Annotated in this window: 21 protein-coding genes; 2 read left to right on the forward strand and 19 right to left on the reverse strand. The window is 59.6% G+C overall.

All coding sequences use genetic code 11. The annotated features are described in order from the left end of the window. Nucleotides 1-8 precede the first annotated feature (8 nt). The 17 genes from HYN24_RS07625 to mltG all read right to left on the reverse strand — a co-directional run bounded on the left by HYN24_RS07625 (nt 9) and on the right by mltG (nt 12,306). The gene (locus tag HYN24_RS07625; RefSeq protein ID WP_117608688.1) at nt 9-353 is read right to left on the reverse strand and encodes a YkgJ family cysteine cluster protein; all 345 of its coding nucleotides are present in this window, start codon (nt 351-353) and stop codon (nt 9-11) included. After that, the gene (gene iscX / locus HYN24_RS07630; protein ID WP_117608689.1) at nt 296-490 is read right to left on the reverse strand and encodes a Fe-S cluster assembly protein IscX; all 195 of its coding nucleotides are present in this window, start codon (nt 488-490) and stop codon (nt 296-298) included. The genes HYN24_RS07625 and iscX overlap by 58 nt, the downstream gene beginning before the upstream one ends. Next, nucleotides 487-831: an ISC system 2Fe-2S type ferredoxin gene (gene fdx, locus HYN24_RS07635; protein ID WP_117608690.1), complete on the reverse strand. Its 345-nt coding sequence runs from the start codon at nt 829-831 to the stop codon at nt 487-489. The genes iscX and fdx overlap by 4 nt, the downstream gene beginning before the upstream one ends. After that, a complete protein-coding gene (gene hscA, locus HYN24_RS07640) occupies nt 828-2,708 on the reverse strand; it encodes a Fe-S protein assembly chaperone HscA (RefSeq protein WP_117608691.1) in 1,881 nt (626 codons plus the stop codon). Before hscA ends, fdx begins: the two co-directional genes overlap by 4 nt. A gap of 2 nt (nt 2,709-2,710) precedes the next feature. Next, nucleotides 2,711-3,235 carry a Fe-S protein assembly co-chaperone HscB gene (gene hscB, locus HYN24_RS07645; RefSeq protein WP_117608692.1) on the reverse strand — a complete coding sequence of 175 codons (525 nt, stop codon included), beginning with the start codon at nt 3,233-3,235 and terminating at the stop codon, nt 2,711-2,713. Continuing rightward, nucleotides 3,235-3,558, reverse strand: a complete 324-nt coding sequence (gene iscA / locus HYN24_RS07650; protein WP_117608693.1) for an iron-sulfur cluster assembly protein IscA — start codon at nt 3,556-3,558, stop codon at nt 3,235-3,237. The genes hscB and iscA overlap by 1 nt, the downstream gene beginning before the upstream one ends. Nucleotides 3,559-3,560: 2 nt before the next feature. Next, a complete protein-coding gene (gene iscU, locus HYN24_RS07655; protein WP_117608694.1) occupies nt 3,561-3,944 on the reverse strand; it encodes a Fe-S cluster assembly scaffold IscU in 384 nt (127 codons plus the stop codon). 21 nt (nt 3,945-3,965) lie between these two features. After that, nucleotides 3,966-5,177: an IscS subfamily cysteine desulfurase gene (locus HYN24_RS07660; protein ID WP_117608695.1), complete on the reverse strand. Its 1,212-nt coding sequence runs from the start codon at nt 5,175-5,177 to the stop codon at nt 3,966-3,968. A 41-nt stretch (nt 5,178-5,218) separates the two neighbouring features. Further along, entirely contained in the window at nt 5,219-6,373 is a 1,155-nt protein-coding gene (locus HYN24_RS07665; protein WP_117608696.1) for a cysteine desulfurase family protein, read from the reverse strand. A 7-nt stretch (nt 6,374-6,380) separates the two neighbouring features. Continuing rightward, on the reverse strand, nt 6,381-6,881 hold the full coding sequence (iscR, locus tag HYN24_RS07670; RefSeq protein WP_117608697.1) for a Fe-S cluster assembly transcriptional regulator IscR: 501 nt from the start codon (nt 6,879-6,881) through the stop codon (nt 6,381-6,383). Nucleotides 6,882-6,938: 57 nt separating this feature from the next. Continuing rightward, nucleotides 6,939-7,694 (reverse strand): serine O-acetyltransferase, encoded by a 756-nt coding sequence (gene cysE, locus HYN24_RS07675; RefSeq protein WP_117608698.1) that lies wholly within the window; start codon nt 7,692-7,694, stop codon nt 6,939-6,941. Nucleotides 7,695-7,866: 172 nt separating this feature from the next. After that, on the reverse strand, nt 7,867-8,535 hold the full coding sequence (locus HYN24_RS07680; RefSeq protein WP_117608699.1) for an ankyrin repeat domain-containing protein: 669 nt from the start codon (nt 8,533-8,535) through the stop codon (nt 7,867-7,869). Next, nucleotides 8,532-9,305 carry a TatD family hydrolase gene (locus HYN24_RS07685; protein WP_117608700.1) on the reverse strand — a complete coding sequence of 258 codons (774 nt, stop codon included), beginning with the start codon at nt 9,303-9,305 and terminating at the stop codon, nt 8,532-8,534. Before HYN24_RS07685 ends, HYN24_RS07680 begins: the two co-directional genes overlap by 4 nt. Before the next feature lie 9 nt (nt 9,306-9,314). Further along, nucleotides 9,315-9,677, reverse strand: coding sequence for a PilZ domain-containing protein (locus HYN24_RS07690; RefSeq protein WP_117608701.1), 363 nt, complete (start codon nt 9,675-9,677; stop codon nt 9,315-9,317). Nucleotides 9,678-9,683: 6 nt separating this feature from the next. After that, the gene (gene holB / locus HYN24_RS07695; RefSeq protein WP_117608702.1) at nt 9,684-10,703 is read right to left on the reverse strand and encodes a DNA polymerase III subunit delta'; all 1,020 of its coding nucleotides are present in this window, start codon (nt 10,701-10,703) and stop codon (nt 9,684-9,686) included. Continuing rightward, on the reverse strand, nt 10,700-11,314 hold the full coding sequence (tmk, locus tag HYN24_RS07700) for a dTMP kinase (RefSeq protein ID WP_117608703.1): 615 nt from the start codon (nt 11,312-11,314) through the stop codon (nt 10,700-10,702). Before tmk ends, holB begins: the two co-directional genes overlap by 4 nt. Continuing rightward, entirely contained in the window at nt 11,311-12,306 is a 996-nt protein-coding gene (mltG, locus tag HYN24_RS07705; protein WP_117608704.1) for an endolytic transglycosylase MltG, read from the reverse strand. Before mltG ends, tmk begins: the two co-directional genes overlap by 4 nt. Nucleotides 12,307-12,398: 92 nt before the next feature. Here mltG and HYN24_RS07710 point away from each other — a divergent pair, with 92 nt between their 5' ends. Then, on the forward strand, nt 12,399-13,415 hold the full coding sequence (locus HYN24_RS07710) for a folate-binding protein YgfZ (RefSeq protein WP_117608705.1): 1,017 nt from the start codon (nt 12,399-12,401) through the stop codon (nt 13,413-13,415). Between the two features lie 18 nt (nt 13,416-13,433). Further along, a complete protein-coding gene (locus HYN24_RS07715) occupies nt 13,434-14,183 on the forward strand; it encodes an NRDE family protein (protein ID WP_117608706.1) in 750 nt (249 codons plus the stop codon). On the opposite strand, the gene HYN24_RS07720 is transcribed toward HYN24_RS07715, so the two are convergent. Both HYN24_RS07720 and tadA read right to left on the reverse strand, forming a co-directional pair. Further along, the gene (locus tag HYN24_RS07720; protein WP_117608707.1) at nt 14,153-14,635 is read right to left on the reverse strand and encodes a L,D-transpeptidase; all 483 of its coding nucleotides are present in this window, start codon (nt 14,633-14,635) and stop codon (nt 14,153-14,155) included. The two genes, HYN24_RS07715 and HYN24_RS07720, sit on opposite strands and share 31 nt — an antisense overlap. Continuing rightward, nucleotides 14,632-15,114: a tRNA adenosine(34) deaminase TadA gene (gene tadA, locus HYN24_RS07725; RefSeq protein WP_117608708.1), complete on the reverse strand. Its 483-nt coding sequence runs from the start codon at nt 15,112-15,114 to the stop codon at nt 14,632-14,634. Before tadA ends, HYN24_RS07720 begins: the two co-directional genes overlap by 4 nt. Nucleotides 15,115-15,226 lie beyond the last annotated feature (112 nt).

The following is a 15,226-nucleotide window of genomic DNA, read 5'->3' on the forward strand; positions in this document are numbered from 1 at the left end:
ACTACAAATTATCGGGCCGTAGCGGCGGGGGTGTAGAAAATCTGTCTTTCGCGCCGGCAATCGTCGTCGCCCATTTCAAAAACGCGGCAGTTATCCGGTCTTTGGGCGTAAATCGTGCAACGCATGGTGTCACGATCCAGCGCCGCGCACCAGCCATCATCGAGCCGGCGCATCACCCAGCCTCCCCATTCGTCCTGGGTTGTCAGGCGGCGCGGCACGTCGTCCCCCGCCATCAACATCACCTCCAGCTGGCAGCAGCAGGCTGCGCACTGGTCGCAGGAGATGGCGGCGGGAATCAGGCGACCTCGTCGATCCAGGCTTGCTGAATGGCTTCGAGGATCTTTTCGCCGCAGTGCTTGGGGTCGTCGTTGAAGCCTGGCAAGGCCATGACCCAGTCGCGCAGGTCGACGAAGTTCAGTTTGAGCGGGTCTTTATCGGGGTGAGCATCGCTGAGTTCGATGGCGATGTCGTTGATGTCGGTCCATTTCATTTGCGGTGGCCCTCCTTCGCCATGTTGATGCTGTACTTCGGAATTTCCACGGTGAGTGGGGTTTTACCGACGATGGCCTGGCAGCCCAGGCGGGAATTGGGTTCCAGCCCCCATGCCTTGTCGAGCAGGTCTTCCTCGATGTCTTCGGCGGCTTCGAGCGAGTTGAAGCCTTCACGCACGATGACGTGACAGGTCGTACAGGCGCAGGACATTTCACAGGCGTGGTCGAGTTCGATGGCGTTTTTCAGCAGGTTTTCGCAGATCGAAACACCCTCTTCCGCCTCGATCAGCGCGCCGTCCGGACAAAGCTCGACGTGCGGCAGAACGATCAGTTGCGTCATGCGTCCTCTCCCATTTTGATGTCGTCCACATTGCGGCCGGAGAGCACCTTCTTGATGCTTTGGTCCATGCGGCGATGGGCAAATGCCTGGGTCTCGAAACCGAGATCGTCCATGGCGATATTGATCAGGCGGCGATTGTCGCCGGCCATGGTTTCCTGCAACTTGGCGATGGTGGCGACGATCTTGGCCGTTTCGGCTTCATTGAGCAGGTGCGGATCTTCCTTCAGCGCCGCTTCGGTCGCTTCGATCATGCGCTGCGCCTCGACCTGAGCCTCCTTGAGGGCGCGGTTCATCGCGTCGTCCTTGGCATGCTCCATCGAATCCTTGAGCATGCCGGCGATTTCGTCGTCGGAGAGACCATAGGATGGCTTTACGGTAACGCTGGATTCGACCCCGGTCGTCTGTTCCCGGGCGGCCACCGACAGTAAACCATCGGCATCGACCTGGAAAGTCACGCGAATACGGGCGGCGCCAGCGACCATCGGTGGAATGCCGCGCAATTCAAAGCGGGCCAGCGAACGGCAGTCAGAAACCAGCTCACGCTCGCCCTGTACAACATGGATCGCCATCGCGGTCTGACCATCCTTGAAGGTGGTGAATTCCTGGGCGCGCGCCGTCGGGATGGTGGAATTGCGCGGAATGACCTTCTCGGTCAGACCACCCATGGTCTCCAGACCGAGCGACAGCGGAATGACGTCGAGCAGTAGCCAGTCGTCCTTGCCGGTCTTGTTACCGACCAGCAGATTGGCCTGGGTCGCAGCACCGAGCGCGACAACCTTGTCCGGATCAAGATTGGTCAGCGGCTCCTGCCGGAAGAAATCACCGACTGCCTTCTGCACCTGCGGCATGCGCGTGGCGCCACCGACCATGACGACGCCCTTGATGTCTTCAGCGCGCAGGCCGGCATCGCGCAGGGCCTTCTTGACCGGCTGCAGGGTTTTTGAAATCAGTGTCTGGGTAATGCCGGCAAAGGTTGCCACATCAAGTTTGACGTCGACCATTTCCCCGGTGGACAGGCGCGCCGTGAGCGGTGCTTCCGGGTTGTTGGTGAGAAACTCCTTGGCTTCGCGACAGCGCATCATGAGCAGGCGGCCATCTTCCGGCGAGAGCGGCTGCAGCTTGGCCTGCTCGATCACCCAGCAGAAAATCCGATGATCAAAATCATCACCACCCAGCGCCGAATCGCCGCCGGTCGCCATGACCTCGAAAACGCCCTTGGTCAGCTTGAGAATGGAAATATCGAAAGTGCCACCGCCGAGGTCATAAACCGCATAGACACCCTCGGCGCCGTTGTCCAGCCCGTAGGCGATGGCCGCTGCGGTCGGCTCGTTGAGCAGGCGCAGGACATTGAGGCCGGCCAGACGGGCGGCATCCTTGGTGGCCTGGCGCTGGGCGTCGTCAAAATAGGCCGGTACGGTGATCACCGCCCCGACCAGATCGCCGGCCAACGCCGTTTCGGCCCTTAGCTTGAGGCTTTTAAGGATTTCGGCCGAGACTTCGACCGGACTCTTGATGCCGGCAATGGTATTAACCTTGACCATGCCCGGCGCTTCAACGAAGTCGTAGGGCATCGACTCGACGTGCGAGATGTCCTTCAGCCCTCGGCCCATGAAGCGCTTGACCGAAACGATGGTGTTGCGCGGATCGATGGCCTGCTTGGTCTGGGCGTCATAACCGACTTCGGTCGAGTTATCGGCGTGGTAACGCACGACCGAAGGCAGCAAGGGCCGCCCCTGCTCGTCACTCAGACAGATCGAAATGCCGCTGCGCACGGTGGCGACCAGCGAGTTGGTGGTGCCCAGATCGATGCCGATGGCGAGCTTATGCTCGTGCGGTGCCGCCGATTCGCCGGGTTCGGCGATTTGAAACAGTGCCATTATTAGTCTTCCAGCGACGCCAGCGCGTCGTCGATTTCGTATAGAAGTTTTTCCAGGAACATCAGTCGCCGAACCCGATCCGTCGCCAGCGCAGGCTGACCTTGATCGAACAATTCAGCGAGTTCTTCGTAACGGTCGTTGATGTCGCCACGCAGTCTGTTGTGCAGATGCTCCAGTTCGTGATGATCACCACCGGCGCGCGCTTCCATGACCGCCTCGCGCCATTCCATCTGCTCCATCAGGAAGTCGGTCGGCATGGCGGTATTGCTCTCCGCCTGAATGTCGTGCCCGGCCAGATGCAGCAGGTATTTGGCCCGCTCCAACGGCTTTTTCAGGGTCTGATAGGCCTCGTTGGCGTGGGTGGCCCACTGCATCGACAGGCGGCGTTCAGCATCGCCCGCATTGACGAAGCGATCCGGATGCACCTGTGCCTGAATGTCGCGATAGCGCGAATCAAGTTCCGACAGATCGAGCCGGAAACCCGGACTCAACCCGAACAGGGAGAAATGATCGCCCCGGATATCCATCAGACGTTAAACGATTCGCCGCAGCCGCACTGATCCTTGACGTTCGGATTATTGAACTTGAAGCCCTCGTTCAAACCCTCGCGGGCGAAATCCAGCTCCATACCGTCGAGGTAAGGCAGGCTCTTGGCATCGACAATGACCTTGACGCCATTGTGTTCGAAGACCAGATCATCGGCATTCACCTCGTCGACGAACTCCAGCTTGTACGCCATGCCGGAACAGCCGCTGGTCCGCACGCCAAGGCGCAGGCCAATGCCTTTGCCGCGTTTGGCCAGAAAGTTGGCGACGTGTGTTGCCGCCTTGTCGCTCAAGGTGACGCCCATGCTTATTCTCCGTGCTTTTTCTTGTAATCCGCCACGGCTGCCTTGATGGCATCCTCGGCCAGGATCGAACAGTGAATTTTAACCGGCGGCAGGGCCAATTCTTCAGCGATTTCGGTGTTTTTGATCGAAAGCGCCTGATCAACCGTCTTGCCCTTGACCCATTCGGTCACCAGCGAGGACGAGGCAATGGCCGAACCGCAACCGTAGGTCTTGAACTTGGCATCTTCGATAACGCCGGCCTTGTTGACCTTGATCTGCAATTTCATGACATCGCCGCAGGCCGGCGCGCCGACCATACCGGTCCCGACGCCGTCGTCTTCCTTGCCAAAGGAACCGACATTGCGCGGGTTTTCGTAGTGATCAATAACCTTGATGCTGTAGCTCATGCTGCTTCTCCTTGAAATTCTTTAGTGCGCGGCCCACTGGACAGTGCTCAGATCGATACCGTCCTTAAACATTTCCCACAGGGGAGAAAGCTCACGTAGTTTGCCAACTTTCGTATGCAACAATTTGATTGCATAGTCAATTTCATCATCCGTCGTAAAGCGACCAATGCTGAAACGGATGGAACTGTGGGCCAGTTCGTCGTCCCGCCCGAGGGCGCGCAGCACATAGGATGGCTCGAGACTGGCCGAGGTACAGGCCGAGCCGGAAGACACCGCCAGATCCTTGATCGCCATGATCATCGACTCGCCTTCAACGTAGGCGAAGCTGATGTTCAGATTGTGTGCCACGCGTTGTGTCAGATCGCCATTGACGAAGGTTTCCTCAATGTCCTGCAAACCCTTGAGCAATTTGTCGCGCAAGGCACCGACGCGCTTGTTCTCTTCGGCCATTTCCTCACGGGCCAGACGGAAAGCCTCACCCATGCCGACAATCTGGTGGGTCGCCAGCGTACCGGACCGGAAACCGCGCTCGTGGCCGCCACCGTGCATCTGCGCTTCGAGACGAATACGCGGCTTGCGACGGACATAGAGCGCACCGATACCCTTGGGACCATAGGTTTTGTGGGCCGAAAAACTCATCAGGTCGACCTTGAGCTTGCTCAGGTCGATATCGACCTTGCCGGTGGCCTGGGCCGCATCGACGTGGAGGATCACACCCCTCTCGCGGCAAATTTCGCCCAATTCGGCGATCGGCTGAATGACGCCAACTTCGTTATTGACGAACATCACCGAGGCCAGCACGGTGTCCGGACGAATAGCCGCCTTGAAAACATCCAGGTCGAGCAAGCCGTCTTCCTTGACATCGAGATAAGTCGCCTCGAAGCCCTGACGCTCCATTTCGCGGACGGTATCGAGCACGGCCTTGTGCTCGGTCTTGACGGTAATGATGTGTTTGCCCTTGGTTCCAGCGTAGAAATTGGCTGCTCCCTTGATGGCAAGATTATTGGACTCAGTGGCGCCGGACGTCCAGACGATTTCCTTGGGGTCCGCCCCGACCAGTGCGGCGACCTGCTCACGCGCTTCTTCGACAGCCGCATCGGCCACCCAGCCGAAGCTGTGCGAACGCGAGGCAGGGTTGCCAAAATGTTCGCACAAGTAGGGAATCATCTTTTCGGCGACACGCGGGTCCACCGGGGTGGTGGCCGAATAATCCAGGTAAATGGGGAGTTTCATCGTCATTCTCGCTAGGTCGGGTTGTTCAGACAGCTCGCCACTCAATGGATGGCTGTCAGTCCCTGCAGGCGTCCGACTGTCACCCGCAAGGCATTGATGAATTGTTCAATCTCGGCGTCGGTATTACCGACACCAAGGCTTACCCGCAGGGCTCCGCGAGCGATTTCAGGGACTACGCCCATGGCTCGCAGGACATGCGACGGTTCAGGACTGGTACTGGAACAGGCGGCGCCGCTGGCCACGGCAAATCCGTCACGGTCCAGCTTGCCAACCAGGGTTTCACCATCGATATTGGGAAATGCAAAAAAGCTGGTATTCGGCAGACGCGGCACATCTGTCGCGAAGATCCGCGCACCCAGTCCAGCCAGCCCGGCCTCCAGCTTTGCCTGCATGGCCTGCAAGCGAACCGAAGCTTCGGCAACACGGGCGGCTGCAAGTTCCGCCGCGACGCCAAAACCGACAATCGCCGCGACGTTCTCGGTGCCGGAACGCAAGCCGCGCTCATGGCCGCCACCGGCAATCAGGGGCTGCAATTCAACGCGCTTGTCGAGCACCAGCGCCGCCGCACCCTTGGGGCCAGCTGCCTTGTGCGCCGACAGCGTCATGGCATGGACGCCAGCTGCGTTGAAGGCGCGAAAATCGATAGCGAGCTTGCCCAGAGCCTGGACCGCATCACTGTGAAACCATGCCCCAGTACGACTGGCGGCAGCGGCCAGGGCAGCCACATCCTGGACAACCCCGGTTTCATTGTTGGCGAGCATGATCGACAGCAGTTTCGGTTTGTCGAGCAGCACCTCGGTATAGTCCTCGACATTCACCCGCCCACCGCCGTCAACCGCCAGTTCCCTGACCTGCCAGCCTTGCCGTGCCAATTGCCCGGCTGGTTTGAGGACGCAGGGATGTTCGATGGCGCTGACGGCAAGCAGACCAGGCTTGAGACAGGCTGCTGCGCCTTTGATGAACAAGTTATTGGCTTCGCTGCCGCCGCTGGTGAAGACCACCTCGGTCGGATGTGCATTGACGGCACTGGCTACTTTTTGCCGTGCTTCGTCGATGGCCTGCCGAGCCTGCCGACCGTATTCATGGCGGCTCGACGCATTGCCGTACTGGCATTCCAGCCAGGGCAACATCGCTGCCAGCACCGCCGGATCAAGCGGCGTCGTAGCATTGTGGTCGAGATAGACAGGCAGGGACATCATTTCCTCAGGCGACCGCCGGCACCTTGTCACGGCTGCCACGCACCCGCGCTTGCGCGCCGGAGCGCTTGTCTTCAAGGATAACGGCACCTGCCCCGCGCTTGGCCCGTTCGCGCTCGACAAGATCGGCCAGCGTGACGGAAGCCAGGTAGTCGAACATCTTGGCATTCAGCGTTGACCACAGGTCGTGCGTCATGCAGCGGTGTTCGTCGTGGCAATTCTCGCGCCCACCGCACTGGGTGGCATCGAGTTGTTCGTCGACCGCCCGAATGATGTCAGCCACCGCAACCTGCTCGAAAGGCCGGGCAATGCAGTAACCACCACCAGGACCGCGGACACTGTCCACTAGCTTGTGGCGACGCAATTTTCCGAACAACTGTTCGAGATAGGACAGCGAAATCTTCTGCCGCTCGCTGATGCTGGCCAGAGCCACCGGCCCGTCCTCGCCACGCATGGCAAGATCCATCATGGCAGTGACGGCAAAACGACCTTTGGTTGTCAAACGCATTCCGAACCCCTATTTATAACCTAGTGTTATGGTCAACTATAGCTAAACCGTACAAAATTAGTCAACTATTTTGCTCAGGTATTTCGGATCGAAGACATCGGACTGATCAACCTCCTGGTCGCACTTGACGCCTTGCGCGTCGAGTTCCTTGACCAGAGAGGCAAGACGACGGTCGGTTTCGGCGGCATGATCAAGCAGGGCATGAATCGCCTTGGCCAGCGGATCGTCCTGATCGCGCCCGACGGCATAGGCAGAAAAGCCCAGTTTTTCCGCCTGCGCCTCGCGTTGGCGCGTCTGTTCGGTGTTGTCGAGAATCCGTGCCGGGTTGCCGACCGCAGTGGCCCCGGCCGGCAGCGGCTTGGTCACCACGGCATTGGAACCGACCTTGGCACCGGCCCCGATGGTAATCGGGCCAAGCACCTTGGCACCGGCACCAATGACCACGCCGTCTTCCAGCGTCGGATGACGCTTGCCCTTGTTCCACGACGTGCCACCAAGGGTCACACCATGATAGAGCGTGACGTCATTGCAGATCACGGCAGTTTCACCAATCACCACACCCATGCCATGGTCGATGAAAAAACGGCGGCCAATGGTGGCGCCCGGGTGAATTTCGATGCCCGTCAGCATGCGCGACAGATGCGCGGTAAAGCGGCCAAGCCAGCGCAGGCGATGACCCCATAGCCAGTGCGCCAGGCGGTGCATGATCAGGGCGTGAATGCCCGGGTAACAGGTAAGCACCTCCCAGAATGAGCGGGCGGCCGGATCGCGGTCAAAAACCGCACGGATGTCCTCACGCAGATACCGGAACATGAAACCTGATCTCCCTTTTGAATGGAGGGGGATTTTAAAATACTCGACTGAATTTGTCAGCTATTTTTCCGTAGTCAAAACCGCGGAACAGCCAACGAATACACCTTCATAACGCTGGCAAGCGACCAAAAAAGTGCCAACGGGCCAGCATTTTTACCGACTGGATCGAGATCTAGCGAACTTCGATACTGACTGTTCTGCCCGACTTGCCGCCCGCCTTGCGGATCAGGTCGGCGATATCCGTATTGTTGAAGCGCAGGGCAATATCCAGCGCCGTTTCACCGGTATCGACGGTACGGCCAAGGTCAGCCTGACTGGCTATCAGCAGTTGCGCGACCGAGATATGACCACCCCGTGAAGCGGCAATCAGCGGGGTTGTCCCGTTCTCGGAAGGCAAATTGACGTCTGCCCCGGACTTGATAAGCAGGCGAGCGATCTCGAGATGGCCGCTGAATGCGGCGTAGGCCAAGGGGGTCCAGCCCTGCATGTTGACCGCCGCACCACCGGCCAGCAACAACTCGACAATTTTCTGATGACCGCGGAAAGCAGCCAGACGAAGCGCGGTATCACCTGCCGCGTTGCGGGCATTGAGTTTGACGCGGTTGCGGATGAGGAAATCGACCATGGCGGCTTGCCCGTCGCGGGCTGCCAGCATCAACAGCGTATTGCCCTCGATATCGGTGGTATCGAGCGAGGCCCCCCGGGCGGCAAGCTTCGAGATTTCGTCGACGTCGCCCATCTTGGCTGAAGCGATCAGGTCATCATAGGTGGCAGCGCCGGCGATAGCCGGTACAACAAGGGCCACGGCGGCAAACAAACGGAGTTTCTGGGCGATTTTCATGGCCGTATTGCGCCTTTGAAGAGGGAAAAGAAATTATCGGTCGTCGCGTGATGCACGGCATCGAGGGTGATCCCGCGGAGCCGGGCAATTTCCTCGGCGACATAGCGCACATAGGCCGGCTCGTTCGGCTTGCCACGATACGGGGCGGGCGCGAGATAGGGCGAATCAGTTTCGACCAGCAGGCGATCAAGCGGACACTTCTGTGCCACCTCCTTGACGATGGTGGCATTCTTGAAGGTAACGATGCCCGAAAACGAAAGATGAAAACCGAGATCGAGGGCCGACCGGGCAATCTCCCAGTTCTCGGTAAAACAGTGCATGACACCGCCCACCGTATCTGCGCCCTCTTCCCTGAGAACACGCAGGGTATCGACGGCCGAGTCGCGGGTATGCACGACGAGCGGCTTGCCGCAACGCCGGGCGGCACGAATGTGGGTGCGGAAACGGTCACGCTGCCATTCCGGCTGGTCTTTCTGCCAGTAGTAATCGAGACCGGTTTCACCGATGGCAATCACTTTCGGATGGGCAGCAAGAGCCAGAAGTCTGTCTTCATCGGGTTCTTCGACATCCGTATATTCGGGATGGACGCCCACCGTGGCATACAGCTGGGGATGCTGCTCGGCCAGGGCGACAACCTGCGGAAAGTCCTCAAGATTGACGCCGATGCAGACGGCCACATCGACCTGGTTTTCCTGCATGCGCTGGAGAACATCCGGCAGACGCTGGACGAGATCGGGAAAATCGAGATGACAGTGGGAGTCGACCAGCATCCGGGTCGATCAGAGGGTGTGCGTGGGACGCGCCGACTGCATGACGCCGCCGAGCAGGCCTTCGATCTTGCGCCGGGCTTCCTGGCCGCTTTCGTCATTGTTGAAATGCACCCCAATGCCCTGCGCCCGGCCATTCTGGGCGCCGGCCGGGGTAATCCAGACGACGGTGCCGGCAATCGGCAACTTGGCCGGATCATCCATCAGCGACAGGAGCATGAAAACTTCGTCGCCTATCGTGTAGCCGCGGGTCGTCGGGATAAAGATGCCACCACAGCGCAAGTGGGGCATGAAGGCCGCGTAGAGCGCGGATTTCGAATTGATATTGAGCGAAAGAACGCTAGGGCGTTGCGGAGCGGGTTTTGCTTCACTCATCTTTGATCAATTGGCAAACAGGGCTCGATAATCCAGAAGAAGACTTTCCAGGAAGAGGCGCACATTGAGCGGCTGCTCGGCCTCCTGCCGGCGTGTAATCAGGGCACGATATGATTGAATCAGGCGTGCAGCCGGAATCATATCAGCCAAGCTGGCGATAATCGCTTGTTGCGGCAGAAAATATCGGACCGTCAGGCCATTTTTCGCCAGCGTCAGATCAACCAGCCATTTCTGCAAGGCTTCGGTGACGTGTTTCAGGCTTACCTTGCCCTTGCTGTCCTTGATCGCCTTTTCAAGTTCGACCGCCAGCGCCAGCGGATCACCCTGGCGGCCGCTGCCCAATCGTTTGGCCAGCAACTCCAGCCACGCTCCCTGCCCGGACCCCGCCATCTCCATCGCCAGTCCTGGCGACCCACCGGCCAACGCCAACCAGCGCTCGGCCTGGGTAATACCCTCATCAGCCAGCACCTTTTCGGCCAGCTTGATCGAAGGCACCGGCACAGGGACCACCTGACAACGGCTGCGAATGGTCGGCAGCAAGCGCATTGGCTCACTGGAAACCATTAAAAACAATGTATCTGGGGCGGGTTCTTCAAGTGTTTTAAGAAGAGAATTTGCGGTGCTGCGATTCATTGCCTCGGTCGGATTGACGAGAATGATGCGCAAGCCGCCACGATGCGTACCAACGTTGAAAAACTCGTCAAGGCCGCGCACCTGATCAATGGTGATCTGCTGACTGGGCTTTTTCTTGCCATCCTCGACCTCGACTTCTTCACCAAGCGCATCCGGTTGAAGCAGACGAAAATCGGGATGATTGCCCTGCTCGAACCAGTTGCATGCCAGGCATTTGCCGCAAGCCAGCCCGTCAATTGACGGCGACTCGCAGAGCAGGCTGGCGGCAAAACGCCTCGCCAGTTCATACTTTCCCAAGCCTTTCTGACCGACCAGCAAGAGCGAATGCGGCAATTGCTTGCGCCTTGCCTGCAACCCAGACCAGACTTTCGAATGAAGATCAATAACGTTCATAAACAAATCGATGCAATGATTTGTTCAAGTTGTTTGCGAATATTTTCAATGCTGTTATCAGCATTCACGACACGCATTCTGGACGGGCTGGCATGGGCTCTTTCCAGATACGCCTGGCGCACCCGCTCATGAAAATCGACACGCTCCTGTTCGAATTTGTCGAGCACCCGGTTGGCCAGCACGATACGTTCACGGGCCACCTCCAGCGGCAGGTCGAACAATAACGTCAGGTCCGGCTGCAAATGGCCATGCACCCAATGCTCCAGTGTCAGGAACTTGGACCGGTCCAGCCCCCGCCCTCCCCCCTGATAGGCATAGGTGGCATCGCTGAAGCGATCACAAATCACCCATTCGCCACGGGCCAGGGCTGGCTCGATCAATTTGGCCAGATGCTCGCGGCGGGCGGCGAACATGAGCAGGGTTTCCGTTTCCAGATGCATCGTGTCATTGAGCAGCAGTTCCCGCAGTTTTTCACCCAGCGCCGTGCCCCCCGGTTCGCGGGTCACCTGGACCACAACGCCTCGGGCGCGGAGCAACTCGGCCAGCCATTCAACGTGACTGCTCTTGCCAGCGCCATCTATGCCTTCGAAAGTGATGAATTTACCGTTCACTTTCCACCCCTCTGGTATCGGTTAACTGCATTGTTGTGTTCATCCAGCGTCTGCGAAAACTGGCTGCTGCCATCGCCACGGGCGACGAAATAAATCGCTTCGCTGCGCGCCGGATTGAGCGCGGCCCGCAGCGAAGCCTGACCGGGCATGGCAATCGGCGTTGGCGGCAGGCCCGGCCGGGTATAGGTATTGTACGGGGTGTCGGTCAGCAGGTCCCGCTTGCGCAGATTGCCGTCAAAGCCGGCACCAATGCCATAGATGACGGTTGGGTCGGTTTGCAACAACATGCCCTTGCGCAGGCGGTTGACGAACACCGCCGCGACCAGCGGGCGATCGGCTTCGCGACCGGTTTCCTTTTCGATGATCGAAGCCATGACCAGAGCCTCATCAACCGATTTGTAGGGCAAATCAGGGCCCCGTTGCACCCATTCGGCGTCGAGTTTGCGCAGCATGGCGCGATTGGCCCGCGCCAGCAGTTCCAGATCGCTCGACTGCTTGTCGAAAAGATAAGTATCGGGAAACAGCCGGCCTTCCAGACTGCGGACATCAAGCCCCAGTTGCGCGACGATCTGAGCCTCGCTCAGACCACGCGTTTCGTGAATCAGATCCGGGTGGTTATCCATCCGGACACGCCACTGGCGGAAAGTCCAGCCTTCGACCAGCGTCAGTTCGCCCTGCGTCACCTTGCCCTTGAGCAGCTTGTTGAGCAGCCGCATCGGCGTAACGCCATTTTTGACGGCATAGCTGCCAGCCTTGATCGACGTATCGGCGCGGATGACGCGGGCCACCGTGGAAAGCAGCGTCGGCTCGACGTCGATGCCCGCCTCGCGCATTTGCGTAATGGCCGAACGCAGGCTACTGCCTGCGGTCACCCGAAAATCAAGCGGCGAATTGCGCAGTTGCAGAGGCTGGTTGGCCCACCATAGGAGGCCGCCGGCCGCGACGACCAACAGCAATAAGACCGGAATGAGTATCTTGAGTAGTAGGCGCACGGGAACTCGACGGAAGCAAGCAGGTCTTGCCCGTGTGGAACGAGCACGTTATAACGAGCGATATAATATCCGAAACCCCCTCAGGAGCCCTCATGAATCCCCACTGGCGCAGCTTTCTCGAATCGACCGAAGGTGTCTTCGATACCGGTTCGACCGAGCTTCTCAACTTTGGCGACGCGGCCGGCGAATTACTTGCAGCCAAACAGCAGACCGTCGTCGTCCCGCTCACCCATCTCGGCCTGATCGAAGCCACCGGCGACGAAGCCAAGGCTTTCCTGCACAGCCAGTTCACCAGTGACATCAATCATCTGGGCGACGGACAGGCGCAACATGCCGGATGGTGTACGGCCAAAGGACGGATGCAGGCCAGTTTTGTCGTCTGGCACCAGGGCGAACGCTATCTCCTGGCGCTTGCCGCCGATCTGCAGGAGGCTGCGCAGAAACGGCTGCAGATGTTTGTCCTCCGCGCCAAGGTCAAGCTTGTTGCGCAGACTGACACCACCGTCATGCTCGGCCTGTCCGGCCCGCAGGGCCGGGAAGCGCTGGCCGACGCCGGGTTGCCGTGCCCGGACGAGGCAATGACCGCCGCCAGTATCGACACGACAACCGTCATTCACCTCGATGCCGGACGCTTCATGATCGTCGCCCCTGAATCGGCGATGGCCGCGCTGTGGCAGAAACTCAGCATCAAGGCCCGGCCGGCCGGCCTTCCTGCCTGGCGCTGGCTCGACATCCAGGCCGCTTTCCCGCTCGTCACACTGGCCACCAAGGAAGAATTCGTACCGCAGATGGCCGATTTCGAAAAAATCGGCGGCGTCAGCTTCCACAAGGGCTGCTATCCCGGTCAGGAAATCGTCGCCCGCACCCAGTACCTCGGCAAGGTCAAGCGCCACCTCTTCCGCCTGAGCAGCACCCAGGCGCTCAAGGCGGGCGATGTCCTGCATTCTCCGGACAACCCGGACCAGTCCTGCGGCATGGTCATGACGGCAGCCCCGTCGCCAGCTGGCGGCTACGAAGCACTGGCCGTCGTCCAGAGCAACTTTGCCGGCAATGTTCGCCTCGGTTCGCTGGAAGGCCCCGCCGTTCAGGCTGTTGCCGTCAATCCGTAAGCCCGGCAGCAACCAGACATGTGCCTGATCGTCGTCGGCTGGCGGGTTGATCCGGATTACCCGCTGGTCGTCGCGGCCAACCGTGACGAATTTTATGCCCGCCCCACCGCAGCTTTGGCGCGTTGGCCCGATGCTCCGCAAGTCATCGGCGGGCTCGACCTTCAGGCCGGGGGGACATGGCTGGGCATCAGCGAGTCCGGCCGTTTTGCCGCCGTCACCAACGTGCGTGAACCGGGCATGGCCCAAGGGCCAAAATCGCGCGGCGCACTGACCCGCAGTTTTCTCACGGGTACATTGGCGGCCGGGGATTACGCCAGCCAGATCGACGGCACTCAGTATTCGGGCTTCAATCTCCTGCTTGGCGATGGCGAGACGCTGGTCTATTGCTCGAATCGCGATGGTCCGCCGCGGCCCCTGGCCCCTGGCATCTATGGACTGTCAAATCACCTGCTGGACAGTCCCTGGCCCAAACTTCTTGCCGCCCGCCAACGATTTGCCGAGGCCCTGCCCCGCCTGCCGGATCAATCGGCATTTTTTGACCTGCTGGCGGACCAGACCATCGTTGCCGATGAAAATCTGCCCCGTACGGGGGTGCCGATTGAATGGGAACGCCTGCTTTCCGCCATCTTCGTCAAATCGGAAAACTATGGCACCCGGGCGTCCACCGTGCTCATGCAGGCTGCCGATGGCGAGATCACCGTTCACGAAAACAGTTTCGGCCCGCACGGGCAGCCGCTTCAGTCTTCGCTGATCTCTACTTCCGCATAGCACGGGACAAGATCGAACAGCTCGACGATATCGGCATTGCGCATGCGCACACAGCCATGCGAACCGGGCAAGCCCATTTGAGCCGTATCCGGACTGCCATGAATGTAGATGTAACGGCGCATGGTATCGACGCAACCGAGCCGGTTGCAGCCGGGCTCGCGGCCGGATAGCCAGAGGATGCGGGTGAGTATCCAGTCGCGACCGGGAAATGCTTCGCCGAGTGCCGGCGTCCAGATTTCGCCGGTTGGCCGACGGCGCACGAAAACCGTGTTTTCCGGCTGGCCGGCACCGATCTTGGCGCGAACGAGATGACGCCCACGTGGCGTCTGATAGCTGCCGGAAACCTCTCCAACCCCTGCCTTGGCCGTTGATACCGGATACTCGCGCAGGATTTCATCGTACTCGTCGAGCACGGTCATCATCTGGCGAGCCACTGAAATATGCAGTTTCATGACGATTTCTTGCGCCGGCTGGCAAAAAAGCCAGACAACATGGCGCTACATTCCTCTGCCAGCACGCCGCCTTCAACGGTGGCATGGTGATTCAACCGTTCGACACCGAACAGATCGACCACACTGCCATGCACCCCGGTCTTCGCATCGCGCGCGCCATAGACGACGCGACTGATGCGCGCATGCATGATGGCCCCGGCGCACATGGCGCAGGGTTCGAGGGTGACGTACAACTCACAGCCGGGCAGCCGATAATTGCCCAGAACCCGAGCCGCATCACGCAAGGCGGCGATTTCGGCATGGGCCGTCGGATCGCTCTCGCCAATCGGCGAATTAAAGCCGCGACCAACAATCGCGCCGTCGAGGACGACGACGGCGCCAACCGGCACTTCGCCCAGACACTCGGCCGCCCGCGCCAACGACATCGCCTCGCGCATGAAAAACTCGTCGTTGAGACCGGCTGATGCTTCGTCGCTCATACCAGCCCACCGGCAAGCAAGGTAGGCACATCCCGGCGAAAACGCTGACCCATCATAAGAAATTCACCAGACAAGTGGTTCTGAAAGGCGGCAAGTATATCGCTACCGCTCA

It is taken from the genome of Dechloromonas sp. HYN0024, from assembly GCF_003441615.1.
GTDB lineage: Bacteria > Pseudomonadota > Gammaproteobacteria > Burkholderiales > Rhodocyclaceae > Azonexus.